Origin of the sequence: Rathayibacter sp. VKM Ac-2857 (assembly GCF_013205025.1) — a bacterium.
Classification (GTDB): Bacteria; Actinomycetota; Actinomycetes; order Actinomycetales; family Microbacteriaceae; genus Rathayibacter.
The window spans coordinates 522,217-546,157 of sequence record NZ_JABMLE010000003.1; the positions used below are offsets into that span (position 1 = coordinate 522,217).

Genomic DNA, 23,941 nt, shown 5'->3' on the forward strand with positions numbered 1-23,941 from the left:
CCATGACTCCCACCCCCGGTACCACCGCCACTACTCGCACCGCCGTCCCCTACCGCCTCGAGCGCGTCGGCGTCGTGATGGAGCCGCTCGCCGGCGAGCCGCTCGAGGCCGAGGGGGTGCTCAACCCCGGCAGCGGACGCGGCCCGGACGGCGAGCTGTACCTGCTGCCCCGGATGGTCGCCGCCGGCAACGTCTCCCGGATCGGTCTGGCCCGCGTGCTCGTCGAGGGCGGCGTGCCCGTCGGCGTCGAGCGCCAGGGCGTCGTGCTTGCGCCCGACCGCGGCTTCGAGCGCGGGGCGACGCATTCGGGCGTCGAGGATCCGCGGGTCACCTTCATCGAGGCGCTCGGGCTGCACGTGATGACCTACGTCGCCTACGGGCCGCTCGGGCCGCGGACGGCGCTCGCCGTCTCGGAGGACCTGCGCGACTGGCGGCGTCTCGGCCCGGTGACCTTCGCCTACGACGACGCCCTCGACATCGACCTCGGGCTCTTCCACAACAAGGACACGGTGTTCTTCCCCGAGATCGTGGCGGCGCCGGACGGCACGCGCTGCTTCGCGGTGCTGCACCGGCCGATGTGGGACCTCGGCGAGACCCGGCCGGGGGAGGGCGTGCGGCTGCCCGCCGGCGTCGACGACCCGCGGCAGAGCATCTGGATCAGCTACGTGCCGGTCGACGAGGTGGACCGCGACCTGGCGAACCTGACCCGCTGGACCCGGCACCGCTTCGTCGCGGGCCCCGAGTTCGCCTACGAGGAGCTGAAGATCGGCGGCGGCCCCGTGCCGCTGCGGGTGCCCGAGGGCTGGCTGCTGCTGCACCACGGCGTCACCGGCACGATCGACAGCGCCTTCTCGCAGCAGCAGCACGTCAACTACGCGGCCGGCGCCATCCTCCTCGACGCCGACGACCCCTCCCGCGTGATCGCCCGCACCTCCGAGCCCCTGCTCGAGGCCGAGACGGAGGAGGAGCGCAGCGGCATCGTCCCCAACGTCGTCTTCCCCACCGCCATCGAGGAGATCGACGGCCGCCACTTCGTCTTCTACGGCATGGCCGACTCCAAGATCGGCGCGGCCCGCCTGCTCCGCACGGACGAGTAGGCGCGGCGGAGCCCGCGCTGCGGGCGCCCACCGAGCCCGCAGAGCGGGCGCCCACCCGCCGAGCCCGCAGAGCGGGCGCCGTCTCATGCTGATCGAGTAGCCCGCTTGCGGGCGTATCGAGATCCGCCGTTCTGCAGGCGCCGGGTCTCGATACGCCCCTCCGGGGCTACTCGACCAGCATGAGGCGGCGCCCGCCGATCCAGCCCGCCCTCCTTCTCATGCTGATCGAGTAGCCCGCTCCGCGGGCGTATCGAGATCCACCGTCCTGAGCACGTGTGGTCTCGATACGCCCCTCCGGGGCTACTCGACCAGCATGCAATCGCCCCACCGAGCCCGCAGAGCGGGCGCCTTGCCTCCGATTCCGCGCCGTGGGCGCCTTTTCATGCTGATCGAGTAGCCCGCTCCGCGGGCGTATCGAGATCCCCCACCCCCAGCCACCACCCCCCTCAAGGAGAGAGTTCAATGACGAACTTCAGACCCCGCGCCGCCGCCGTCCTGGTCGCGACCGCCCTCGCCGCCGGAGGCCTCGCCGTCGGCGCGGCCCCGGCGCAGGCCGCCGAGCCGCTGACCAACACCGCGCACCTCGACTTCCTGCTCGACACCGCCACGCCGCAGCCGCAGGCCGGCCACAGCACCTACCGCCTCGCCGAGGAGCCGGACCTCGTGCTCCCGTGGACCTACGCCGACGCCCGCGACGGCGGCACCTTCGAGCGCGTCGGCGGCGGCCCCCTCGACCCGGCGACCGGCGACTGGGCGCAGGGCGCCTACAACACCGACGACGTCTCCCGCGCCGCCGTCGTCTACCTCCGGCACTGGCAGCAGACCGGCTCGACGGCGAGCCGCGACAAGGCCTACGAGACCCTCCGCTCCCTCGCCTACTTCCAGACCACTGACGGCGCCGACGCCGGCAACGTCGTCCTCTGGATGCAGCCCGACGGCGACCTGAACCCCAGCGCCGAACCCGTCGAGCTGCCCGACCCGAGCGACTCCGAGGACAGCTACTGGCTCGCCCGCACCCTCTGGGCGCTCGGCGAGGGCTACGCGGCGTTCCAGGACGAGAACCCCGACTTCGCCGCCTTCCTGCAGGATCGCCTGCGCCTCGGCGTCTCCGCCGTCGACCGCGAGGTGCTCACCCGCTACGGCGAGTACGCGGTCGCCGACGGCGTCGACGTGCCCGCCTGGCTGATCGTCGACGGCGCCGACGCCACCGCGGAGGCGCTGCTCGGCCTCTCCGCCTACGTCGCGGCCGCGCCCGACGACGCCGCCGTGCGCGCCAGCACCGCGAAGCTCGCCGAGGGCGTCGCCGCCTACGCCCGCACCACGACTCAAGGCGACACCACCTCCTGGCCCTACGGCGCGATCCTGCCCTGGACGAAGTCCCGCTCGCTCTGGCACTCCTGGTCGTCGCAGATGGCGGGCGGCCTGGCCGCCTCGTCCATCGCGCTCGGCGACCCGTCGCTCCTCGAGCCGGCCGTCGTCGACGCCGCCCGGTTCGCCCCCGAGCTGTTGACTGCCGGCGGCCCGGACAACGGCTGGAACCCGACGCCGACCGACCGCGTGCAGATCGCCTACGGCGCCGACTCCCGGCTGCAGAACTCGCTCGCCCTCGCCGACGCGACCGGATCCAGCGCCACTGGTCCCACCGCCTACCTCGACCTCGCGGGCGTGCAGGGCGCCTGGTTCTTCGGCCTCAACCTCAGCGGCGCCCCCGTCTACGACCCGGCGACCGGAGTCACCTACGACGGTGTCCAGGCCGACGGCAGCGTCAACCGCAACAGCGGCGCCGAGAGCACCATCCACGGCCTGCTGTCGATGCTCGCGCTCGACGCGCACCCGTCGGTCGCCGCCCGCGCGACCGCGGTCACGACCCAGGCGAGCCGCGACGGCCTCCGCCTCGTCGAGGCCGAGTCGGCCCGCGGCGGCACGGTCGTCACCCCGGAGTCGGCGTGGACCGGCGAGTCCGGCTGGAGCGGCTCCTACCTGTCGCTCACGAACTGGCGCCGCTCGGCGACCATCTCCGTCGGCTCCGCGACCCAGGACCGCCTGGTCGAGGCCGTGATCTTCGCCGCCGAGCGCGGCACCGAGAAGACCCCGATCAGCCTCTGGAACTCGGGCCGCCGCCCGCTCGACGTGCTCACCAGCACCGTCGGCGCGCAGGGCGTCACCGAGGCGTCCGGGATCCTGCTGCCCCAGAAGCTGCGGCGCACGCTCCCCGCGAGCGCGACCACCGTCGAGGTCCGCGCCCTGTCCGGCGAGACGAAGCTCGACGCCCTGCTCGTGCGCCCCGTCGTCTCGCGCCTGGTCCTCGTCGGCGACACCGGCCGCACCGAGCTCGTCCGCAACTCGACCGCGTCGCCCCAGCCGACCACGGTCGACGGCACCGGCACCCTCCGCGTCTACGCGCAGGACGGCGCCCTGGTGAGCGAGTCGCCCGCCACGGGTGCGACCCCGGTCACCCTCCCCGCCCAGGGCTTCGCGATGCTCGTCGGCTGAGCGGCATGGTTCCGGCGTCCGCCCCCGACATGTTGATCGAGTAGCCCGCTTGCGGGCGTATCGAGATCCCCCGTCCTGACCACGTGGGGTCTCGATACGCCCCTCCGGGGCTACTCGACCAGCAAAGGGTCCGCGACCGCTCCCACTGCATGCTGACCGAGCAGTCCGCCCCTCATGCAGGCCGCCGCAGCATGCTGATCGAGTAGCCCGCGTGCGGGCGTATCGAGATCCCGCCCGCCGGGCGCCCCCACTCCTCGAAAGTTGCGGTAGTCGCGCTCGACTACCGCAACTTCTGCGTTGTCGACGCGGCTGTCGGCGGGACCCGTGCGTCAGCGGCTGCGGTGCAGCGTCTTCGAGGCGAGGCCGGCGATCGCCGCGCCGAGCACCGGCGCCAGCAGGAACACCCACACCTGCCCGAGCGCATCGGGCCCGGCGAAGACGGCGGCCGCGATCGAGCGGGCCGGGTTCACCGAGGTGTTGCTGATCGGGATGCTGATCAGGTGGACGAGGGTCAGCGTGAGGCCGATCGCGAGCGGGGCGACGGCCTTGTACTCGCTCTTCGCGGTGACGGAGAGGATCACGCCGACGAAGACGGCCGTCAGCACGACCTCGGCCAGGATCACCGCGCCGAGCCCGAAGCCGCCGGGGGAGGCGGCGCCGTAGCCGTTCGAGGCGAAGCCCGAGTCGCGGGCGGCGTCGAAGTAGCCGGCCGGCCCGTCGGCCGCGATCAGCGCGACGACTCCGGCGCCCACGACACCGCCGACGATCTGGGCGACGATGTAGCCGGGGATGTGCCGCCACTCCGTCCGCCCCGCGAGGGCGAACCCGATCGAGACGGCCGGGTTGAAGTGACCGCCCGAGATGTGACCGACGGCGTAGATCCCGGCGACCAGCGTGAGCCCGAAGGCGAGCGCGACGCCGAGGAAGCCGACGCCGAGCGCGTTGCCGTCGTCGGGGAAGGCGGAGGCGAAGATCGCCGTGCCGACGCCGCCCGCGACGAGGAGGAACGTGCCGAACGCCTCGGAGGCGTAGCGCGCCGCGGCGGAGTACTGCTCGGCGTGCTCCTTCCGCTGCTCACTCGTGGTGCGGCTGGCGGGCTTCGATGACGGCATGGGGGTTCCTCCGCGGGTCGTGGACGGCCCCGCGGCGCGCGAGGGCAACCGCCACTCCAGCACCCGCGGGCGCCGGGGGAGCCGCGCGCCCAGTCGGCTCCCGGCCGCGCGGCCCCGGAGGCCCCTTGCGCGGCCAGCCGCCCCTCGCTCAGCGGCCAGCCCTTCCGCCCGCATGCCGGCCGAGTAGCCCCTCCATGCTGGTCGAGCAAGCCCGGAGGGCCCCCAGCATGCTGGTCGAGTAGCCCCGGAGGGGCGTATCGAGACCCCACCCTCCGAACCGGCGTGGATCTCGATACGTCCGCTGCGCGGCCTACTCGATCAGCATGCAGGGGGCCCGCGCTGAGCGGGGCGTCACCCTTCCATGCTGGTCGCGTAGCCCGGAGGGTCCCTTGCATGCTGGTCGAGTAGCCCCGGAGGGGCGTATCGAGACCCGCCCTCCGAGCGACGGTGGATCTCGATACGTCCGCTGCGCGGACTACTCGATCAGCATGCAGGGGGTCCGCTGCGTGGGCTACTCGATCAGCATGCAGGGGGCCCGCTCCGCGGTGCGCGACCGCAGTGCAGCGCGTCACGCCGCGAGGTGGAACGTGCTCGCGAAGCGCCCGAGCAGCGCGTCGCGTCCTCGGAGCACCGTGACCGCGCCGGTCGCGATCGCCCGCTCCGGCGCGAGCTCGCCCGACAGCAGCAGCCGGATGTCCGCGCCGGTCGAGAACGCGAGATCCACCGGCACTTCCCCGCCCGGCACCTCCCCGCGCGTGACGTCCAGCGCCGCGCCGTCGACGCGGATCAGCAGCCCGGCCGGTCCGACCTGCGCCGCGTACACCGTCGCCGGCAGCTCGGCCGCGACCTGCGGCCGGAACGCGGTGCGCAGGTCCACCGTCATCGAGTCCGGGGTGATCACCTGCTCCTCGCGCGGATCGCCCAGCGCCTTGAAGCCCCAGGCGCCGAGCGCGAGCACGATCGGCTCGAGCTCGCGGCCGTAGGGCGTCAGCTCGTAGACGATGATGCGCGAGCGCGGCGCCCGCCGGATGATCCCGGCCGCCTGCAGCTCCTTCAGCCGGCCGGCCAGCACGTTGCTCGGGATGCGCGCGAGTCCCTGCGCGAGCTCACTGTACCTGCGCGGCCCGACCAGCAGATCCCGGACGATCAGCAGCGCCCAGCGCTCGCCGACCAGCTCGACCGCGCGGGTGAGCGCCGAGTACTGCCCGTAGTCGCGTGCGGCCATCGCCCTCAGGCCTGCTCGCCGGTGTACGCCTCCGGCCCCTGCGCCGCGGCGACCGGGTCCATCCAGCCGAACTCGAGCAGGTTGCCGTCGGGGTCGGAGACCTGGCGCTGGTACATGAAGCCGTAGTCGGAGGCGGGCCGCGACTCGGAGCCGCCCGCGGCGAGCCCCGCGGTCACGGTGGCGTCGACCGCCTCGCGGGTGTCGAGGAAGATCGCGGTCGACACGGAGGGGTTCACGGCCGGGTCGCCGATCGGCAGGTCGCTGAAGGTCTGGAAGTACTCGCGCACCAGGATCATGAAGTAATTGTGGTCCTCCTCCACCACGACGCAGGCCGCGTTGTGGTCGGAGAAGGCGGGGTTGATCGAGAAGCCGAGCGCGACGTAGAACGCCTTCGCGCGCTCGAGGTCGGTGACGGGCAGGTTGACGAACATCGAGGTCATGGCGGTCTCTCCTTCTCGGCGGGAGCCGCGAGCCGCGGCGTCTGCGCCCATGCTTGTGAAAAACAAGTGCCACGTCAAGAGGCGGTCTCGAGACGCCTTCGATCCGGGAACCGCCTCCGGCCTGTGAGGCGACCTCCGGCTCGCTGTTCCGCCCGGTTCCGCGTGCCGGAGTTGCTTCGGCGTCACCTGCGGCTCGCCAGGTCAGCACCGGCTCGTCGTTTCCGCGGGTTTCCCCGTGCCGAGGGTGATTCCGCGTGTCGGAGGTATCCCGAGCCGACTCCGGCGCGTCGGATCGCCTCCGGGTCGCAGATCTGCTGGATTTCCGCGTGCCGAGGGCCGTTCCGCGTGCCGGAACCGTGCCGGATGTGCGCCGGAACCGTCCGGAGCCGCCCGCGGTCCCGGGGGATCTCGGGCTCGCACGCCTCCGGCTCGCTGAACCAGCTCCGGCACGTTGTTTCGTCCGGTTTCCACGTGCCCGAGGCCGTTCCGCGTGCCGGACGTCGCCCGGCGCTGCCTCCGGCTCGCGGAAGCACCCCCGGCTCGCGGTTCCGGCCCGACTTCGCGTGCCGAGGGCGATTCCGCGAGCCGAACCTGCTCCAGGACTCACCCCGGGTATCGAAAGAGAGCGCTCTCACAAAACGCTTGACCTCCCCGCGACCCGCTCCGTATGCTCGCCTCATACCTCGTGAGAGCGCTCTCACACACGGCAGCACAGCACCGTGAGAGCGCCCCCAGGGGTGCCCTGACACCCATCACGAAGGAGTGACCGTGCTCGAATCACGACGCGCCAGGATCGCCACGGCGATCGCCGGCGCCGCCACCCTGGCCCTGCTCGTCTCCGGATGCTCGTCCGGATCCGGCGCGGCCGAGGGCGGGGACATCGAACTGACCGTGACCACGTTCGGCGCCATGGGGTTCGACGACCTCTACGCCGAGTACGAGGCCGCCCACCCGGGCGTCACGATCGTCCCGAACAACATCGACACCGGCGGCAACGCCCGGACCGACGCGTTCACCAAGCTCGCCGCGGGCTCCGGCCTCGCCGACGTCGTCGCGATCGAGGAGGGCTGGCTCGGCTCGATCATGGAGGTCTCCGACCAGTTCGTCGACCTGCGCGACCACGGCATCGAGGACCGCAAGGCCGACTGGGTCGACTGGAAGTACGAGCAGGCCGTCGACCCCGACGGCCGCGTCATCGGCTACGGCACCGACATCGGCCCCGAGGGTCTCTGCTACAGCACCGCCGCCTTCGAGGCCGCGGGCCTGCCCACCGATCGCGCCGCCGTCGCGGAGCTGCTCGGCGGCGCGGACGCGACCTGGGAGGACTACTTCGCGGCCGGGAAGCAGTACCACGACGCGACCGGCAAGGCCTGGTACGACCAGTCCGGCTTCGTCTGGAACGCCATGGTCAATCAGCTCCCCGAGGGCTACTACACCGCCGACGGCGAGCTGAACATCGACGGCAACGCCGAGCTGCAGGAGCGCTGGGGCTGGATCACCGACGGCGCCGCCTCCGGACTCTCGGCCGCGCAGAAGGCCTGGGACTGGAACAAGGGCAAGTCCTTCACCGACAGCACCTTCGCGACCTTCGTCTGCCCGGGCTGGATGCTCGGCCAGGTGAAGGCGCAGGTCGAGGCCGGCGGCGGCGACCCCGAGGCCACCGGCTGGGACTTCGCCGACGTCTTCCCCGGCGGCGCGGCCAACTGGGGCGGCTCGTTCCTCTCCGTCCCGACGCAGTCGAAGCACCCCGCCGAGGCCGCGGAGCTCGCCTCCTGGCTGAGCGAGCCGGAGCAGCAGATCGCCGCGTTCGACGCGACCGGCCCGTTCCCGAGCACCGTCTCCGCCCAGGAGCAGCTCGCCTCCGCCGCCGCGCCCGACCCGGCGCTGAACGGCTCGCCGACCGGCGCGATCCTCGCCGAGCGCGCCCAGGGCGTCGTCGCCCAGTACAAGGGACCGGACGACTCGCTGATCCAGGAGAACGTCTTCGGCCCGGTCCTGCAGAAGGTCGACCGCGGCGAGCTCGACGGCGACAAGGGCTGGAACGAGGCGCTCTCGCTCCTCGACGAGCTGGTCGACTGACCCGCTCCCGCTGACAGGGCCCCCGTCCGGTAGCAGGCCGGGCGGGGGCCCTCCCTCCCTCCTTCCGATGACGCGTCCGACGAGGCGTCCCATGACGCGTCCCACGACGCGTCCACGAACGAGTCCCCCCACGAGAGCGACCGACGAGAGCGACCCATGACGAGCACCCTGACCCCGCCGACCGCGTCGGCCGCGCCGCCTCCCGGCCGCCGCCCCGCGCCCCGCCTGCCGCTCACCGCGCGGCAGCGGATGAGCCGCTTCGACGTCAAGGCGTCGCCCTACCTCTACATCTCGCCGTTCTTCCTGCTGTTCGCGATCACGGGAGCCTTCCCGCTCGTCTACACGCTGGTGGTCTCGCTCTACGACTGGCAGCTGCTGCAGGGCCAGGGCGACTTCGTCGGCCTCGGCAACTTCGCCGCGGTGCTCGGCGACCGCTTCTTCTGGAACTCGATCGGCAACACGCTGAGCATCTTCCTGCTCTCCACGATCCCGCAGCTCGCCGTCGCCCTGGTGCTCGCGGCGGTGCTCGACCAGTCGCTGCGCGCCCGCACCTTCTGGCGGATGAGCGTGCTGCTGCCCTACGTCGTCTCGCCCGTCGCCGTGGCGCTGATCTTCTCGAGCATCTTCGGCGACCAGGAGGGCCTGGCGAACAACCTGCTCGGCCTGGTCGGCATCGCCCCGATCGACTGGACCAACGACCGCCTCGCCAGCCACATCGCGATCGCCTCGATGGTCAACTGGCGCTGGACCGGCTACAACGCGCTCATCCTGCTCGCCGCGATGCAGGCCGTGCCGCGCGACCTGCACGAGTCGGCCGCGCTCGACGGGGCGGGCTCGTTCCGCCGCTTCACCTCGGTCACGATCCCGAGCATCCGGCCGACCCTGATCTTCGTGATCATCACGGCCACCATCGGCGGGCTGCAGATCTTCGCCGAGCCGCGCCTCTTCGACGTCTCGAACGCGGGCGGCATCGGCGGCTCGGACCGCCAGTTCCAGACGACCGTCCTCTACCTCTGGGAGATGGCGTTCTTCCGGCAGAACTTCGGCGAGGCGGCGGCGGTCGCCTGGCTGCTGTTCCTGCTGATCGTGCTGATCGGACTGGTGAACTTCGCGATCTCGCGGCGGATCGCGTCCGTCGAGAACCGCGTGAGAACGCGCACGCGCCGACCGGCGCAGAAGGTGAGCGACCGATGACCGCGACGATTCCTACCGTTCCTGCCGCTGTCGCGGCCGAGCCCGAGCGACGCATCCGGCGCCCGCGCTCCTCCGGCGCCGGCCGCGTCGACCGCCCCGGCTTCCTCACCTACGGACTGCTCAGCGCCTTCATCCTCGGCTCGACCTACCCGCTGTGGTGGTCGTTCGTGGTGGCCAGCGGGAGCAACGCGACCCGCGGCGAGACGCTGCCGCTGATCCCGGGCGGCAACTTCCTCGCCAACGCGGCGCAGGTCTTCACGGCGATCCCGTTCTGGACGGCGCTGCTGAACAGCGTGGTCGTCTCGGGGATCATCACGCTCTCGGTCGTCTCGTTCTCGACGCTGGCCGGCTACGCCTTCGCGAAGCTGCGCTTCCGCGGGCGGGACGGGCTGATGATCACCGTGATCGCGACGATGGCGATCCCGACCCAGCTGGGCATCATCCCGCTGTTCATCCTGATGCGGCAGCTCGGCTGGACCGGCACCCTCGGCGCCGTCATCGTGCCGACGCTGGTCACCGCGTTCGGCGTGTTCTTCATGCGGCAGTACCTCGTCGACGTGATCCCGGACGAGCTGATCGAGGCGGCGCGGGTCGACGGAGCGAATCAGTTCCGGACCTTCCTGACCGTCGCGGTGCCGGCCGCGCGGCCCGCGATGGCGATCCTCGCGCTGTTCACGTTCATGATGGCGTGGACCGACTTCCTCTGGCCGCTGATCGTGCTGAGCCCGACCAACCCGACCCTGCAGACCGCCCTGTCGCAGCTGCAGTCCGGCTACTACGTCGACTACTCGATCGTGCTGGCCGGCGCGGTGCTGTCGATCGTCCCGCTGCTCGTGCTGTTCGCGCTGGCGGGCAAGCAGCTGATCGCCGGCATCATGGGCGGCGCGGTCAAGGGCTGACCGGCACTCGCCCTGGTCGAGCGTCGTCGGCGGTCGCGGCGATCATGCTGGTCGAGTAGCCCCGGAGGGGCGTATCGAGACCCACGTTGGTCAGCAGATCGGGTCTTCGGGCCGGCCTGCGGATGATGGTGGATCTCGATACGCCCGCTGCGCGGTCTACTCGATCAACATGGGTGGTGCCCGCTGTGCGGCCTACTCGATCAACATGAGGTGCCCGCTGTGCGGCCTGCTCGATCAGCAGGGACCGGCCGCCATCATGCTGGTCGAGTAGCCCCGGAGGGGCGTATCGAGACCCGCCGTCCTCAGCAGGGAGGAGCTGCAGACCCGCCTCCCGGCGCCGGCGGTCGGCATGGACGGTGAGCGAGCAGTCGCCAGGGGCGTCTCGAGCCCCGCCCGCCCCCTCGGCTACTCTCGGGCCCGGGGGACCACCGCTCGAGAGGCACGCATGAGTCACGACACCGCACCGGCCGCACCCACGCTCGAGGCCGTCGCCGCGCTCGCCGGAGTGTCCCGGGCGACGGTCAGCCGGGTCGTCAACGACTCGCCGAAGGTGAAGGCCGAGGCGCAGGCCGCCGTCCGCCTCGCGATCGAGCAGCTCGGCTACGTGCCCAACCGCGCGGCGCGCTCGCTCGCCAGCCGCCGGACCCAGGTCCTCGCCCTCCTCGTGCCCGAGTCGATCGGCAAGGTCTTCGGCGACCCGTTCCTCGCCGCCGTCGTGCAGGGCGCGGCGACCCGGCTCGCCGCGACCGACTACATGCTCAACATCGTGATCGCCTCCGAGGCCACGCCCGACAAGACCCGCCGCTACCTCCTCGGCGGCAACGTCGACGGCGCGCTCGTCGTGTCGCACCACAGCGGCGACCACTCCTACGCGCGCATCGGCGCGAGCGTCCCCCTCGTCTTCGGCGGACGCCCGCTCAGCCTCGACGACCACGACAGCCACTTCGTCGACGTCGACAACGTCGGAGCGGCGCGCCAGGTCACCGAGCACCTGCTGGGCCTCGGGCGCCGCGCCCCCGCGATGATCGCGAGCCGCCAGGACATGCCCGGCGCGATCGACCGGCTGGCCGGCTGGCGCGCGACCGTCGAGTCGGCGGGCCTGGACGCCTCGCTCGTCGAGATCGGCGACTACTCCCCGCGGGACGGCGCCGAGGCGATGCGGCGCCTGCTCGACTCCGGCCGCCCGGTCGACGCGGTCTTCGCCTCCAACGACCAGATGGCGTCCGGTGCCCTGGCGGTGCTGCGCGAGCGCGGGCTGAGCGTGCCGGGCGACGTGGCGCTGGCCGGCTTCGACGGCGACTACTCCTCCGAGGCGGCCGAGCCGCCGATCACGACCGTCCGCCAGCCGGCCGCCGGCCTCGGCGACGCGATGGCCGAGGTCCTGGTGCGGCTGCTGGCCGGCGACGACGTCCCCCGGGCGACGCTGCTGCCGACGGAGCTGCTGATCCGCGGGTCGACGGTGCCGCGGAGTTGACTCCGGCGCACAACATCAGCTGAGAAGCGTGTCCATCGCCGATGGGCGATGACGGCGACTCCTGGCTGACGTTATGCGCGAGCGAGCGCCCGTCAGCCCGTGAACACCGTCGAGGAGCGCCGCTCGTACCAGTGCGCGAGGTGCTCCCCGGCGCGGAGGACGTGCTCGCGCATGATCGCGGCGGCGCGCTCGCGGTCGCCGGCGACGAAGGCCTCGACGATCTGCTCGTGCTCGCGGAAGTTCTCCTCGCGGTGGCGCGAGTTCTCGCGGAGGACCAGGCCCGAGACGTTGCGCGGGAAGGCGTCGTTGATCTCGATCAGCATCCGGCTGAGGCGGGTGTTGCCCGAGGCCTGGTAGATAAGCCCGTGGAACTGGTCGTTGGCGCTGCCGTCGCGCTCGGCCGCGGTGCCGGCAGCGACGGCGAGCGAGCGCTCGTACATCGCCGTGTTGACGGAGCGGAGCTCGGCGATCGTCGCATCGTCCAGGCGGTCGACCGCGCGGCGGGCGGCGAGCGACTCCAGCTCGGCGCGGACCTCGTAGGCCTCGCGCACCTCCCACGGCACCGGCACGCGGACGACGGCGCCGCGGTTGGGGACGACCTCGATCAGCCCGCCCGTCTGCAGTTGCCGCAGCGCCTCGCGGACCGGGGTGCGGCTGATGCCGAACTGCGTCGCGAGCTCGGCCTGGCGCAGCGGGGCGCCGATCGGGATCTCGCCGGACATGATCTTCGCCCGGATCCGGGCGGCCAGATCGTCCACGAGTGCGTTGTCGCCCTGGGTCGTCACGCGATGATCCCCTCCGATCAGCGGCCAGGTCGGCCGGGATCCAATCATGGCAGGTATTGGATCCCACGCGAGGGTCGGTGTCGTCGAGCGGCGAGCCCGCTCCTGCGTCCGGCTTGACCCATGGATCCGCACAGCCTTAGATTGGATCCAATGTTGCCCGCCGTGGCGACCGATCGAGGTCAGGAGGCCGGCATGGACGTGCTGCTGGTCGTGATGCTCGTGGGCGCCGCCGCCTCCCTCGCGCTCGGCCTGGCCGGCTGGCGCGGCGTCGGCCGCGGCTGGCTCGTCGCCGAGGCGGCCATGCTCGCCGCGATGCTCGACGTGCACCTGCCCGCGCTGCACCTCCTGCCCGCGCCGCTCTGGTCCGCACTGCTCGCGGGCTGCGCGCTCGTCGCCGCCCTCGTCGACCGGGTGCGCCGCGGCCGAGGCGTCCGGCGGCACGGCGCCGACGCCCTGCACGCCGTCGGGATGCTGCTCGCCGCCGTCCTCGTGCTCGTCGCCGAGGCCGCGCCCACCGCCGGTGCCCTCGCGAGCGCGGGGCACACGCACGGCGGCGGACTCGCCCTGCCGCTCGGCGCCGCCGTCGCCGTCTACGCGGCGTGCACGCTCCGCGTCGCCCTCGCCGGTCGCCCCGGCCGCCTCGACACCGCCCGGAGACTCGCCTCCCTCGCCGCGCTCGTCGCCATGGGCGCGATGGCCGCGGTCGGCTGAGCATCCCGCTGCGCCCCCGGACGACACCCCACCCGCCGCACGACACCCAGCACGCCCCCCGCACGACCATGGAAGAAGGAGACGCCGCATGATCATCGACGCGTACAACACCACGCAGGACCGCCGAGGCCGCAGCGACTACCTCAGCGGGGTCCGCCCCGGCGAGAAGCCCCCCGCCTACACCCCGTTCGACCCCCAGCGCATCCTCGACCGGATGGACGCCGCCGGCGTCGACCGCGCGATGGTCTGCTCCCTCGCGCAGGGCATCGAGAACGACTTCCTGATCGACCTCGTCAAGGCCCACCCCGACCGCCTGTTCGGCTTCGGCCAGGTCATGCCGCAGTGGGAGAACGCGACCGACGAGATCCGCCGCTTCGCCGACGGCGGCCTGGTCGGGCTCAAGCTGCACCCCAGCCTGCACGGCTACCACGTGGCCGACCACGGGCTGCTCGACCCGCTGTTCGAGGTCTGCGACGAGCTCGGCCTGCCCGTGCTGATCAACGCCCTCGACGACGCGTTCTGCGCGCCGTTCGCCATCGAGGAGATCGCCAAGGGCTTCCCCGGAGTGCCGACGATCATCGCCCACATGGGCGCGGTCTGGAACGTGCCCGAGGCGATCATCGTCGCCGAGCGCAATCCGCACATCTACCTCGAGACCTCGGCGACGCTGATGTCCGACGTCAAGCGCGCCTACGCCCGGCTCGGCGCCGAGAAGATCCTGCTCGGCTCGGAGTGGCCGGGCAGCGACTTCGACCTCGAGCGGATGAAGATCGCCAAGGCGATCCCGGACGAGGCCGACCGCGCGCTGGTCGAGGGCGGCAACATGGCGCGGATCCTGGGCTGGTCGTGACCGAGGGGGCGGCGTCGGAGCGGGTGGTGCCGGTGCCGTCGGTGCCGGAGCGAGCCGTGCCGGAGAGCCCGGTGCTCGATCGGCCGGTGCTCGACGGGCCTCCCGCCGGGATGTCCGCACCGGACCGCGAGCTGCTCGAGACCGCCTCGGTGATCCTCGATGCGCGCTACCGGACCGGCGTGCACGAGGTCGCGGCGGCGCTGCGGCTCGTGGACGGGCGGATCGTGACCGGCCTGCACGTCGAGGCGAGCGCCGGCCGGGCCTCCGTCTGCGCCGAGTCGGCCGCACTGAGCGCCGCGGTCGTCGCCGGCTCCCCGGTCGTCTCGATCGTCGGAGTGCTGCAGCGCCCCGGCGGCTCGCGGCACCTGATCGAGCCGTGCGGCGTCTGCGCCGAGCTCCTCGGCGACCACGCCCCCGACGCGACCGTCTGGGTCGCCGTCGCCGACGCCTTCGCCCCGGTCCCCGTCGCCACCCTGCTCCCGCACCGCCGCCGCCGCGCAGCCCGCCCGGTCTGACGGCCGCACCGCCCCGCAGAAGTTGTCGTACTCGCCCACCCGCTACGACAACTTCTGCGCAGCGGATCCGCCGAGCCCTGCGCTGCTCACGCCCCTCTCCGGAAGTTGTCGTACTGGGTGCGCGAGTACGACAACTTCTGCGCACCGGAGGAGCCGACTCTCCTCCACATGCCGAGCGATCCGAGGTTTTACCCCGGGGAAACACGGCCGACCCCCGCCCGAACGATCGCCTGGCCAGACTTGCCGGGCGGACGACGGGCCTCGCCCCTCGCTCCGCCGGGGACGTGGGGGCACCTCACCCGACCCGCGCACCACCCGGAAGGATCCACCCGCATGCTCGCCGTCTCCGGCACTCCCGTCCTGCTCGTCGTCGACATCCAGGGGGGTGCCGCCTCGGGCCTGCCGACGCCGGGCATCCCCGTGATGAGCGGCCGAGCGGAGCGCACGCCCCGGGTGCGCGACCTGATCGCGCACTGCCGTAGTGCCGGCGTGCCGGTCGTCTTCGTGCAGGAGGTGCACAAGCGCGACCTGATCGACATCGGCCGCGAGCTCGACGGCGCCGAGGGCCCGCACTGCCTCGAGGGCGACCCGGGCACCGAGCTGGCGTCCTGGCTCGAGCCGCGGCCGGAGGAGTTCGTGATCCGCAAGCGCCGCTACTCCGCCTTCTTCGGCACCGAGCTCGAGATCGTGCTGAAGGCGTACCGCGCGGGCACGCTGCTGCTGGTCGGCGGCCTCACCGACGTCTGCATCCACTACACGGCGGCTGACGCGCACCAGCACGACTACGCCGTCCGGGTGCTCACCGACTGCGTCGCCGGCTCGAGCGAGCGCGCGCACGCCGCCACCCTCGAGGCGATCGAGTACCTCCAGCGCGACGCCCTCGTCACCGCGGCCGACGTGCACGACTGGCTCGACCGCCGCGAGACGATCGATGCCTGAGTCGCAGAACGGCACCGCGCCCCGCCTCCTCGTCACCCGCATCCGCACGATGGACCCCGACCACCCGCTCGCCGAGGCCCTCCTGATCGAGGGCGACCGGATCACCGCGGTCGGCACCCTGCAGGAGGTCCGTGCCGCAGCCCCCGCCGGCACCCCCGAGGAGCACCTCGACGGCACCCTCCTCCCCGGCTTCATCGACGCGCACTCGCACGCCCAGCGCGCGGGCCTCAAGGCCCTGCAGCTGCTCGACGCGGGCGCCGGAGCCGACGCCTTCTCGGCCGCGATGCTCGCCGACGCGGACGCCGATCCGGACGCCCCGGACTGGCTCGGCGACACCCCGCCCACCCCCGAGGACCGCCGCGCGGCCCTCCTCCGCATCCAGCCGCTGCTGCACGAGCTGGGCTTCACCGGCGTCATCGACCCGGCCGTCACGCTCGACGAGCTCGCCGCCTACCGCGCGGCGCACGCCCGCGGCGAGCTGTCACTGCGCGTCGTCGCGATGCCCTACCCCGAGCTCGGCACCGCCAGAGTCCCGGGCGTCGACGAGGCGCTGGCCCTCCTCGACACCGTCGACGGCACGACCGGCGACGGCGACGAGCTGCTCCGCCTCGGCCCGATCAAGGTCTACTACGACGGCGAGGGGATGAAGGGCCAGGCCCTCCTCGAGCAGCCCTGGCCCGGCGGCGGCGGCCACGGCGTGCAGCGGATCGAGACGCCCGAGTTCGCGCGGCTCGCCGCGGAGTGCGTCGCCCGCGGCTGGGGCCTGGGCGTGCACGCGGTCGGCAGCCGCGCGGTCGCCGAGGTGCTCGACGCCCTCGAGGCGGCGGGCCCGCCCGAGTGGATCGCCGCCCTGCGCTGCCAGCTGATCCACGCCTACCTCGAGCCCAGCGCCGAGAGCCGCGAGCGCGCGGCCCGACTCGGCGTCGTCGCCTCGCTGCAGCCCTCGATCGCCTGGAGCAACGCGGCCGGACTGGCGCAGCGGCTCGGCGCGCGGGCCGACCCGGTGAACCCGATGCGCGACTGGCGCGACTCCGGCGCCGTGATCGCGCTCGGCTCCGACGCCCCCTACTTCCCGTTCGATCCGCGGCGGGTGGTCGCGACCGCGGTGAGCCGCCGGATGCGCCGCCTGCCCGACCCGCTCGGTCCGGAGCAGGCGCTCACGGTGCTCGAGGCCGTCGAGGGCTACACGCGGGGCGCGGCGCACGCGGCGTTCGCGGAGGACCGCCGCGGGATGCTCCGCGCCGGCTTCCTCGCCGACCTGGTGCTGCTCTCGGTCGACCCGGGGGAGTGCTCGGCGGAGGAGTTCGCCGGGGCGCGCGTGCTGCGCACGGTGGTCGGCGGGCGGACGGTGCACGGGCACGCGGCGGGGGACGCCGAGCAGATGTAATCCCGACGAAACACAATGGGATCCGTATTGCCTTAGATTGGATCCAAGTTGAGCGGCCCCCCGAGCAACTCCGCCCCGCCCCCGATGCACCACCCGTACCCCTTGGAGGACAGCACCATGGTCAGGAAGAGCTTGCTCGCCGGCGTCGCACTGGCGGCCGTCGCGAGCCTCGCGCTCACCGCCTGCGGGACCACCAGCGCCCCGCAGAGCGCCACCGGCACCGCCGGCACCACCGACACCATCAACGCGGAGCTCTGGTACGCGCCGTCCACCTTCGACCCCGCGAAGGCCTCCGCCGACGCCGACGTGACCGTCGCGCGCCTCGGCTTCGACACCCTGCTCCGCCAGGGCGAGACCGAGGGCTACATCGGCGGCCTCGCCACCGAGTGGAACGCCGTCTCGGCCTCCGAGTACACGTTCACCCTCCGCGACGGTGCCACCTGCGCCGACGGCACCGCGATCACGCCGACCGTCGTCGCCGACTCCTTCACGTACCTCACCGGTCTCGAGGACTCGGGCGCGCAGACCTGGAAGAACCAGGCCTTCGGCTCCGGCGACGCGACCTTCACCCCCGACGACGCGGCCGGCACGCTGACCATCTCGCTCAGCGAGCCCTACTCGCAGCTGCTCGGCGGCGTCACCCGCCCCGGCACCGGCATCATCTGCCCCGCCGGTCTGGCCGACCCCGAGGGCCTCGCCGCGGGCACCGTCGACGGCGCCTGGTCCGGCCCGTACATGCTGTCGAACCTGTCGGCCGGCGTCAGCGCCGCCTACACGCTCCGCGACGACTACGACGCCTGGCCCGACTGGCAGGACGTCGAGGGCGAGCCCGCCAAGACGATCAACCTGACCGTGCAGTCCGACTCCAACACGAGCGCCAACCTGCTCGAGTCCGGCGGCGTCGACCTGGCCCGCTTCTACGACTCCAACGCGCTGCGCTTCGAGGACGACCCGGCCTACACGACCGTCACCTTCGCCAGCTCGGCCTACAACCTCGTCTTCAACGAGGCCCCCGGCTCCGGCTCGATCTTCGAGGGCAAGGAGGACCTCCGCGCCGCGGTCGCCCAGGCGATCGACACCCAGGGCTTCAACTCCGCCGGTCTCGACGGCCTCGGCGTGCCGCAGTACACCGTCAACGCGGCGAGCTACCGCTGCGCGCTGGACGACGAGTCGCTCGTCCAGAAGTACGACCCGGCCGCCGCGACGCCCGAGCTCACCGGTCAGTCGATCCGCCTGCTGATGATGTCGAACTGGGACCCGGCCGCCGACTACCTGGCCGAGTCGCTCCGCGCCGCGGGCGCCACCGTCACCGTCTCGGCGCTCGACCCGGCCGACTGGTCGAAGGCCATGCGCACCGAGCCCGCCACCTGGGACGTCGCGATCGCGGCGGAGAACGCCGGCCCCGGCCTCATCCACACCACGATCGCCCGCTACCTCGGCCCGACCTACGCCGAGGGCGGCACCAACGTCGCCTCCAGCGACAACCCCGAGGGCGTCGCGTACTACGAGGCCGCGATGGCCGCCTCGGACACCGAGACGCAGTGCGAGAACCTGCTCGCCGCCCAGAAGACGATCCTCGAGCGCGTCGACATGACGCCGCTGATCACCGACACGCACCGCTACGTGGCCCGCTCCGGCTTCGCGACCTCGGTGTTCTCGGGCTACTGGGACATCTCGGCCATGCGGATCCTGTCCTGATCCGCTGACGCCCTGAACACCCGAGCAGCCCACCCGAGCCGGACGACACGAGGAGACGACGCGATGAGCACCACGACCGCCACCACCGCTGCATCGTTGGGCCTCGGGTCGTCCGGCGCGGGAGGTGCGGGCCCGACCCCGGCCGCCGTCCGCGCCGGCACCCTCGGCGGGGCCTGGCGGAGATTCCTCCTCCGTCGGGCCCTCGGCCTGCTCGTCAACCTCGCGCTGCTCGTGCTGGTCACCTTCCTGATCGTGCAGCTCATCCCCGGCGACCCGGCGATCGCCATCGCGGGGGAGTCGGCCTCGCTCGACCAGGTCGAGCTGGTCCGCACCCAGCTCGGCCTCGACCAGCCGCTGCCCGCGCAGCTCTGGACCTATCTGCTCGGCGTGCTGCAGGGCGACTTCGGCGCCTCCTACCGCTACACGATCCCGGCGATGGACCTCGTGATGACGGCCGTGCCGTACACGCTGACCATCACGATCTCCGCGGTGCTGCTCCTGCTCGTGCTCGGCATCGCGCTGGGCATGGCGGTCGGCGTCGCGACCCGCGGCGACCGCCGCCGCTGGCTCGACGCGGTGTTCAGCACCGTCACCGGGCTGATCTCCTCGGTGCCCACCTATGTGCTGGCGACCGGCTTCGTCGTCGTCTTCGCGGTGCTGCTGAAGGTGCTGCCGCCCGCGTACTCGCCGGCCTACGACTTCGGCACCGCCGCGATCCTGCCGATCGCCTCGCTCACCGTCGGCGGCACCTGCTCCGTCGCGAGGATCGTCCGCCGCGAGACCGCGGTGATCCTCGAGCAGGACTACATGCGCACGGCCCGCGGCTGGCGGCTGCCCGCGCTCACCCTCTACGCCAAGCACATGCTGCCCAACCTGCTCACCACGGCGCTGACGCTCTCGGGCATCATCCTCACCGCGCTGCTCGGCTCGGCGCTGATCACCGAGGCGGTCTTCGCCTGGCCCGGCCTCGGCGGCGTGATCGTCCAGGCGATCGCGATCGACAAGGACTACCCGGTGATCCGCGCGGCCGTCTTCGTCATCGGGCTCATCTCCCTCGTGATCACCCTCGTGATCGACGTCATCCTGGGTCTGATCGACCCGCGCACCCTCGGAGAGCAGCGTGGCTGAGTCCCTCCCCGCCGTCCGCGGCCTGAAGCCCGCCGGCGCGCGCACCTTCGCCTGGAATCCCGGGCTCGTGATCGGGCTCGGCCTGCTCGGCGTGATCGCCCTCACCGCGCTGATCGCCCCGATCGCGCTCGAGGGCCAGGCCACCGGCCTCGGCGGCAGCCCCAGCCTCGGCTCGACCGCCGAGCACCCGCTCGGCACCGACACCCTCGGCCGCGACATGCTCGCCCGCACCCTCGTCGCCACCCGCTCGACCGTGCTGATGGCGCTCGCCGCGACCGTGCTCTCGGCGATCGTCGGCATCGCGGTCGGCATCGGCGTCTGGCTCGCCCCGCGCCGGGTCCGCGAGCTCGGGCTGCGCGCGATCGAGCTGGCCGTCAGCTACCCGACGATGCTCGTCGCGATCATCGTCGCCGCGATCCTCGGCCAGGGCGTCGTCCAGGTGGTGGTCGCCATCGCGGTCGCCAACATCGCCGGCTTCGCGCGGCTGACCGCCAACCTCGCCTCCAAGATCGCGGCGAGCGAGTACGTCACCACGGCCCGGCTGACCGGAGTGCCGACGCACCTCGTCGCGCTGCGGCACGTGCTGCCGAACATGGCCGAGCCGACGCTGATCCTCGTCGCCGGTGCCTTCTCCGGCGCCCTCGTCGAGATCTCGGGTCTCTCCTTCATCGGCCTCGGCGCGCAGACGCCCGCCTTCGACTGGGGCACGCTGCTCAACGACGGGCTGAGCCGGATCTCGGTGAACCCGGTCGTCATCCTCGGCCCGGCGCTTGCCCTTACTGTCGCCTCCTTCGCGGCGCTGCTGGTCGGCGACGGCCTGGCGGCGGCGGCGAACCCGCGCTCGAACACGACGCGGGCCCGGATGACGAGGGCCACCGGCTCCGCGACCGCCGACTCCTCGACCGCCGCACCCGCCCCCGCCGACGCCGTGCTCGTCGCCGACGGCATCACCGTCCGCCACGGCGCGACCGGCCGCGAGCTCGTCTCCGACCTCTCCTTCGCCATCCGCCGCGGCGAGGTGCTCGGCATCGTCGGCGAGTCCGGCTCGGGCAAGTCGCTGACGGCGTCCGTGGTCGCGAAGCTGCTCGGCGAGGGCCTGGAGGCGTCCGCGCGCCGGCTCGAGCTCGGCGGCACCGACCTGCTCGGCCCCGTCCCGGACCGGGTGCTCGCCGCGAAGATCGGCCTGATCTACCAGGACCCGGGCACCGCGCTGAACCCCGCCATGGTCCTCGGCACCCAGCTCTCGGACGTGCTGCGGATCCGCCTGCGCCACTCCCGTCGCGACGCGCTCGACCTGCTGCTGCGCGGCTTCCGCTCGGTGATGCTCTCCGATCCGGAGGGGCGCCTGCGGCAGTACCCGCACCAGCTCTCCGGCGGCATGAAGCAGCGCGCGATGATCGCCTCGGCGATGAGCGCGAAGCCCGACCTGCTGATCGCGGACGAGCCGACCACCGCGCTCGACGTGACGGTGCAGCGCGAGGTGCTGAGCGTGCTCAAGCGCATGAACGAGGACTCCGGCACCGCCGTGCTCTTCATCTCGCACGACCTCGGCGTCGTCCGGGCGCTCTGCGACCGCGTCCTCGTGATGAAGGACGGCCGCATCGTCGAGCGGATCGACGACATCGCCCACCTCTCGGAGGAGACCGTGATGCATCCGTACACGAGGCAGCTGCTCGCCGCGACGCCGGTCGTGACCGTGCCGACGCCGCCGGAGGTGCGCTCGTGAGCGCCGCCGCGGCCACCGGAGCCGCCGCGTCCTCCGCGATGGTCGACGTCCGCGGTCTCGACGTGGTCTTCGGCCACGCGAAGGTCCTGCACGGCGTCGACCTGCGGGTCGAGCGCGGCCGCACCGTCGGCGTGGTCGGCGAGTCCGGCTCCGGCAAGTCGACCCTCGCCAAGGTGCTCGTCGGCTCGGTCCGCGCGGCCGCCGGCACGGCGACCGTGGACGGCGTCGACGTCGTGGCCGCGAACCGGGCGGCGATGCACGCCTACCGCCGGCGCACGCAGATGATCCCGCAGGACCCCTACTCCTCGCTCTCGCCGCGGCGCACCATCGCGCAGACCCTCGCCGAGGCGATCGACCCGGTCCGCGCCCGCGTCGGCCGGAACGAGGAGCTGATCGTCGCCTGGCTGGAGCGCGTCGGCCTCAGCGCCGACATGCGGCACCGGTTCCCGCACGAGTTCTCCGGCGGCCAGCGCCAGCGCGTCGCGATCGCCCGCGGGCTGATCATCGACCCGACCTTCGTGATCGCCGACGAGATCACCTCCGCCCTCGACGTCTCGGTGCAGGGGCAGATCCTCGACCTGCTGGCCGGGATCAAGGAGTCGCTCGGCCTGACGATGATGTTCATCTCGCACAACCTCGCCGTCGTCCAGCGGGTCAGCGACGAGGTCGTGGTGCTCTACCGCGGCGAGGTCGTCGAGGCAGGCCCGGTCGAGCGGATCTACGCCGACCCCCAGCACTGGTACACCCGCCGCCTGCTCGACGCCGACCCGGGCTCGCCCGGCTTCAGCCTCACCGGAGCGGCGTCGATCCCCGCGAAGGAGAGCGCATGACCGCCCGACTGCCCCTCACCCCCGTGGCCGAGGGCGTGCTCCGGCTCGTCGGCGCGACGCTCGTCGACGGCACGGGCGCCGCTCCACTCGAGGACTCCGAGGTCGAGATCCGCGACGGCGTGACCGCCTACGCGGGGCCGCGCCGTGCGGATCCCGGGCCTGACGGTCGCACGGTCGACGTCTCCGGCGCGTTCCTGCTGCCGGGCTTCGTCGACGTGCACGTGCACCTCGCGATGGTGCCCGTCGCCCCGGAGACGGCGCGCGAGCGCTTCCCGGAGGAGGACGTCCTCGAGATCGCCGGGCTGCTCCGCCGCACGCTCGACGCGGGGGTCACCACCGCGCGCGACCTCGACGGGCTCTCCCCGGGCTACCGCGAGGCCGTCGCGCGCGGAGCCGTCGACGGCCCGCGACTGCACCTCGCGATCGCGATGCTCTCGCCGACCGGCGGCCACGCCGATCCGCACCACCGCAACGGCAGCCTGCCGGCCTGGGCCGTGCGCCCGGGCATGCCCGCGCCCGGCCTCGTGGACACGGACGAGGACGTGGTCCGGATGGTCCGGACGCTCGTGCGCACCGGTGCCGACGTGATCAAGGTCGCGACTTCGGGCGGGCTCGGCTCCCCGAACGACGACGCGCGGGACGTGGGGATCACGCAGAAGCAGGTCGCCCTGATCGCGGAGCTGCTCGCCGAGCGCGGCGGCCGGCCGATCACCGCGCATGCCCTCTCCGACGACGCCGCGCGGGACGCCGTGCTGGGCGGCGCGACGAGCATCGAGCACGGCTACGATCTCTCCGACGAGACCATCGCGCTGATGCGCGAGCGGGGGACGACCCTCGTGCCGACCCTGAGCATCCTGGTCCGCGAGTTCGACCCCGCGACGACCACCGCCGAGCGGCTGCGACAGCGCGAGCTGCTGCGCGAGCGGGGGCTGGACTCGGTGCACCGAGCCGTCGCGGCGGGCGTCCCGCTCGCCCTCGGCACGGACGCCGGAGTGCACCCGCACGGCCGGAACCTCGCCGAGCTGGCGCAGCTGGTCGCCGTCGGGCTCACTCCGCTCCAGGCCTTGAGTGCCGGCACGCTCGGCGGCGCCCGCCTGCTGGGGCTCGACGCGCAGCTCGGCTCGGTCGAGCCGGGCAAGCTCGCCGACCTGGTGCTGACCGACGCGGACCCGCTGGCCGACATCGCCGCGCTGGGCGACCCCTCGGCGGTGCGAGCCGTGCTGCAGTCGGGCCGCGTGGTCAAGGACCTCGACGGGCGGCTCTGAAGCACGAGCCCGCTTCTCCTCGCCTGCGAGCGAGGTGGCGGTCTCTCCTTCGACCGGTCGTTCCACGCCATGAGCAGGAGCGGAACTGAGTAAG

At 72.8% G+C, this 23,941-nt stretch carries 20 protein-coding genes; 16 read left to right on the forward strand and 4 right to left on the reverse strand.

What is annotated here, in order from left to right:
- The first annotated feature begins 2 nt into the window (after positions 1 to 2).
- Both HQQ86_RS15945 and HQQ86_RS15950 read left to right on the forward strand, forming a co-directional pair.
- Entirely contained in the window at positions 3 to 1,097 is a 1,095-nt protein-coding gene (locus HQQ86_RS15945) for a glycosidase (protein ID WP_173289220.1), read from the forward strand.
- A 462-nt stretch (positions 1,098 to 1,559) separates the two neighbouring features.
- Complete coding sequence (locus HQQ86_RS15950) at positions 1,560 to 3,590, forward strand: hypothetical protein (RefSeq protein ID WP_173289221.1); 2,031 nt, start codon at positions 1,560 to 1,562, stop codon at positions 3,588 to 3,590.
- 329 nt (positions 3,591 to 3,919) lie between these two features.
- Here the strand turns inward: HQQ86_RS15950 and aqpZ are convergent, their stop codons facing one another.
- The 3 genes from aqpZ to HQQ86_RS15965 all read right to left on the reverse strand — a co-directional run bounded on the left by aqpZ (position 3,920) and on the right by HQQ86_RS15965 (position 6,367).
- The gene (gene aqpZ / locus HQQ86_RS15955; RefSeq protein ID WP_173289222.1) at positions 3,920 to 4,702 is read right to left on the reverse strand and encodes an aquaporin Z; all 783 of its coding nucleotides are present in this window, start codon (positions 4,700 to 4,702) and stop codon (positions 3,920 to 3,922) included.
- 568 nt (positions 4,703 to 5,270) lie between these two features.
- Positions 5,271 to 5,927 (reverse strand): helix-turn-helix domain-containing protein, encoded by a 657-nt coding sequence (locus HQQ86_RS15960; RefSeq protein ID WP_173289223.1) that lies wholly within the window; start codon positions 5,925 to 5,927, stop codon positions 5,271 to 5,273.
- Between the two features lie 5 nt (positions 5,928 to 5,932).
- Positions 5,933 to 6,367, reverse strand: coding sequence for a VOC family protein (locus HQQ86_RS15965; protein ID WP_173289224.1), 435 nt, complete (start codon positions 6,365 to 6,367; stop codon positions 5,933 to 5,935).
- 768 nt (positions 6,368 to 7,135) lie between these two features.
- On the opposite strand from HQQ86_RS15965, the gene HQQ86_RS15970 reads away from it, so the two are divergent.
- The 4 genes from HQQ86_RS15970 to HQQ86_RS15985 all read left to right on the forward strand — a co-directional run bounded on the left by HQQ86_RS15970 (position 7,136) and on the right by HQQ86_RS15985 (position 12,013).
- Entirely contained in the window at positions 7,136 to 8,446 is a 1,311-nt protein-coding gene (locus HQQ86_RS15970; RefSeq protein ID WP_173289225.1) for an ABC transporter substrate-binding protein, read from the forward strand.
- A gap of 156 nt (positions 8,447 to 8,602) precedes the next feature.
- A complete protein-coding gene (locus HQQ86_RS15975; RefSeq protein WP_173289226.1) occupies positions 8,603 to 9,640 on the forward strand; it encodes a carbohydrate ABC transporter permease in 1,038 nt (345 codons plus the stop codon).
- Positions 9,637 to 10,539, forward strand: coding sequence for a carbohydrate ABC transporter permease (locus tag HQQ86_RS15980; protein ID WP_173289227.1), 903 nt, complete (start codon positions 9,637 to 9,639; stop codon positions 10,537 to 10,539). The genes HQQ86_RS15975 and HQQ86_RS15980 overlap by 4 nt, the downstream gene beginning before the upstream one ends.
- A gap of 445 nt (positions 10,540 to 10,984) precedes the next feature.
- On the forward strand, positions 10,985 to 12,013 hold the full coding sequence (locus HQQ86_RS15985; RefSeq protein WP_173289228.1) for a LacI family DNA-binding transcriptional regulator: 1,029 nt from the start codon (positions 10,985 to 10,987) through the stop codon (positions 12,011 to 12,013).
- Between the two features lie 92 nt (positions 12,014 to 12,105).
- Here HQQ86_RS15985 and HQQ86_RS15990 read toward each other — a convergent pair whose 3' ends face one another.
- Positions 12,106 to 12,798 (reverse strand): GntR family transcriptional regulator, encoded by a 693-nt coding sequence (locus tag HQQ86_RS15990; protein WP_207901612.1) that lies wholly within the window; start codon positions 12,796 to 12,798, stop codon positions 12,106 to 12,108.
- Between the two features lie 162 nt (positions 12,799 to 12,960).
- On the opposite strand from HQQ86_RS15990, the gene HQQ86_RS15995 reads away from it, so the two are divergent.
- The 10 genes from HQQ86_RS15995 (at position 12,961) to HQQ86_RS16040 (ending at position 23,847) form a co-directional block, all read left to right on the forward strand.
- The gene (locus HQQ86_RS15995) at positions 12,961 to 13,509 is read left to right on the forward strand and encodes a hypothetical protein (RefSeq protein ID WP_173289229.1); all 549 of its coding nucleotides are present in this window, start codon (positions 12,961 to 12,963) and stop codon (positions 13,507 to 13,509) included.
- Positions 13,510 to 13,597: 88 nt separating this feature from the next.
- Positions 13,598 to 14,359 carry an amidohydrolase family protein gene (locus HQQ86_RS16000; protein WP_173289230.1) on the forward strand — a complete coding sequence of 254 codons (762 nt, stop codon included), beginning with the start codon at positions 13,598 to 13,600 and terminating at the stop codon, positions 14,357 to 14,359.
- Positions 14,356 to 14,874 carry a hypothetical protein gene (locus HQQ86_RS16005; protein WP_216845565.1) on the forward strand — a complete coding sequence of 173 codons (519 nt, stop codon included), beginning with the start codon at positions 14,356 to 14,358 and terminating at the stop codon, positions 14,872 to 14,874. Before HQQ86_RS16000 ends, HQQ86_RS16005 begins: the two co-directional genes overlap by 4 nt.
- 333 nt (positions 14,875 to 15,207) lie before the next feature.
- Positions 15,208 to 15,813 (forward strand): cysteine hydrolase family protein, encoded by a 606-nt coding sequence (locus HQQ86_RS16010; RefSeq protein WP_123705883.1) that lies wholly within the window; start codon positions 15,208 to 15,210, stop codon positions 15,811 to 15,813.
- A complete protein-coding gene (locus HQQ86_RS16015; protein ID WP_173289231.1) occupies positions 15,806 to 17,200 on the forward strand; it encodes an amidohydrolase in 1,395 nt (464 codons plus the stop codon). Before HQQ86_RS16010 ends, HQQ86_RS16015 begins: the two co-directional genes overlap by 8 nt.
- 117 nt (positions 17,201 to 17,317) lie before the next feature.
- Positions 17,318 to 18,898, forward strand: coding sequence for an ABC transporter substrate-binding protein (locus tag HQQ86_RS16020; protein WP_173289232.1), 1,581 nt, complete (start codon positions 17,318 to 17,320; stop codon positions 18,896 to 18,898).
- Positions 18,899 to 18,961: 63 nt separating this feature from the next.
- Entirely contained in the window at positions 18,962 to 20,026 is a 1,065-nt protein-coding gene (locus tag HQQ86_RS16025; protein WP_173289233.1) for an ABC transporter permease, read from the forward strand.
- Positions 20,019 to 21,752 (forward strand): dipeptide/oligopeptide/nickel ABC transporter permease/ATP-binding protein, encoded by a 1,734-nt coding sequence (locus HQQ86_RS16030; protein ID WP_367948685.1) that lies wholly within the window; start codon positions 20,019 to 20,021, stop codon positions 21,750 to 21,752. Before HQQ86_RS16025 ends, HQQ86_RS16030 begins: the two co-directional genes overlap by 8 nt.
- Positions 21,749 to 22,582: an ABC transporter ATP-binding protein gene (locus HQQ86_RS16035; protein ID WP_367948686.1), complete on the forward strand. Its 834-nt coding sequence runs from the start codon at positions 21,749 to 21,751 to the stop codon at positions 22,580 to 22,582. Before HQQ86_RS16030 ends, HQQ86_RS16035 begins: the two co-directional genes overlap by 4 nt.
- Complete coding sequence (locus tag HQQ86_RS16040; protein ID WP_173289234.1) at positions 22,579 to 23,847, forward strand: amidohydrolase family protein; 1,269 nt, start codon at positions 22,579 to 22,581, stop codon at positions 23,845 to 23,847. The genes HQQ86_RS16035 and HQQ86_RS16040 overlap by 4 nt, the downstream gene beginning before the upstream one ends.
- Positions 23,848 to 23,941: the final 94 nt, after the last annotated feature.

Bases quoted from the DNA above. Each gene is read 5' to 3' on its own strand.
- aqpZ (WP_173289222.1), bottom strand. From the start codon at position 4,702: ATGCCGTCATCGAAGCCCGCCAGCCGCACCACGAGTGAGCAGCGGAAG.
- HQQ86_RS15945 (WP_173289220.1), top strand. From the start codon at position 3: ATGACTCCCACCCCCGGTACCACCGCCACTACTCGCACCGCCGTCCCC.
- HQQ86_RS16000 (WP_173289230.1), top strand. From the start codon at position 13,598: ATGATCATCGACGCGTACAACACCACGCAGGACCGCCGAGGCCGCAGC.
- HQQ86_RS15975 (WP_173289226.1), top strand. From the start codon at position 8,603: ATGACGAGCACCCTGACCCCGCCGACCGCGTCGGCCGCGCCGCCTCCC.
- HQQ86_RS16020 (WP_173289232.1), top strand. From the start codon at position 17,318: ATGGTCAGGAAGAGCTTGCTCGCCGGCGTCGCACTGGCGGCCGTCGCG.
- HQQ86_RS16040 (WP_173289234.1), top strand. From the start codon at position 22,579: ATGACCGCCCGACTGCCCCTCACCCCCGTGGCCGAGGGCGTGCTCCGG.
- HQQ86_RS15980 (WP_173289227.1), top strand. From the start codon at position 9,637: ATGACCGCGACGATTCCTACCGTTCCTGCCGCTGTCGCGGCCGAGCCC.
- HQQ86_RS15965 (WP_173289224.1), bottom strand. From the start codon at position 6,367: ATGACCTCGATGTTCGTCAACCTGCCCGTCACCGACCTCGAGCGCGCG.
- HQQ86_RS15950 (WP_173289221.1), top strand. From the start codon at position 1,560: ATGACGAACTTCAGACCCCGCGCCGCCGCCGTCCTGGTCGCGACCGCC.
- HQQ86_RS15985 (WP_173289228.1), top strand. From the start codon at position 10,985: ATGAGTCACGACACCGCACCGGCCGCACCCACGCTCGAGGCCGTCGCC.
- HQQ86_RS16025 (WP_173289233.1), top strand. From the start codon at position 18,962: ATGAGCACCACGACCGCCACCACCGCTGCATCGTTGGGCCTCGGGTCG.
- HQQ86_RS15960 (WP_173289223.1), bottom strand. From the start codon at position 5,927: ATGGCCGCACGCGACTACGGGCAGTACTCGGCGCTCACCCGCGCGGTC.
- HQQ86_RS16015 (WP_173289231.1), top strand. From the start codon at position 15,806: ATGCCTGAGTCGCAGAACGGCACCGCGCCCCGCCTCCTCGTCACCCGC.
- HQQ86_RS16010 (WP_123705883.1), top strand. From the start codon at position 15,208: ATGCTCGCCGTCTCCGGCACTCCCGTCCTGCTCGTCGTCGACATCCAG.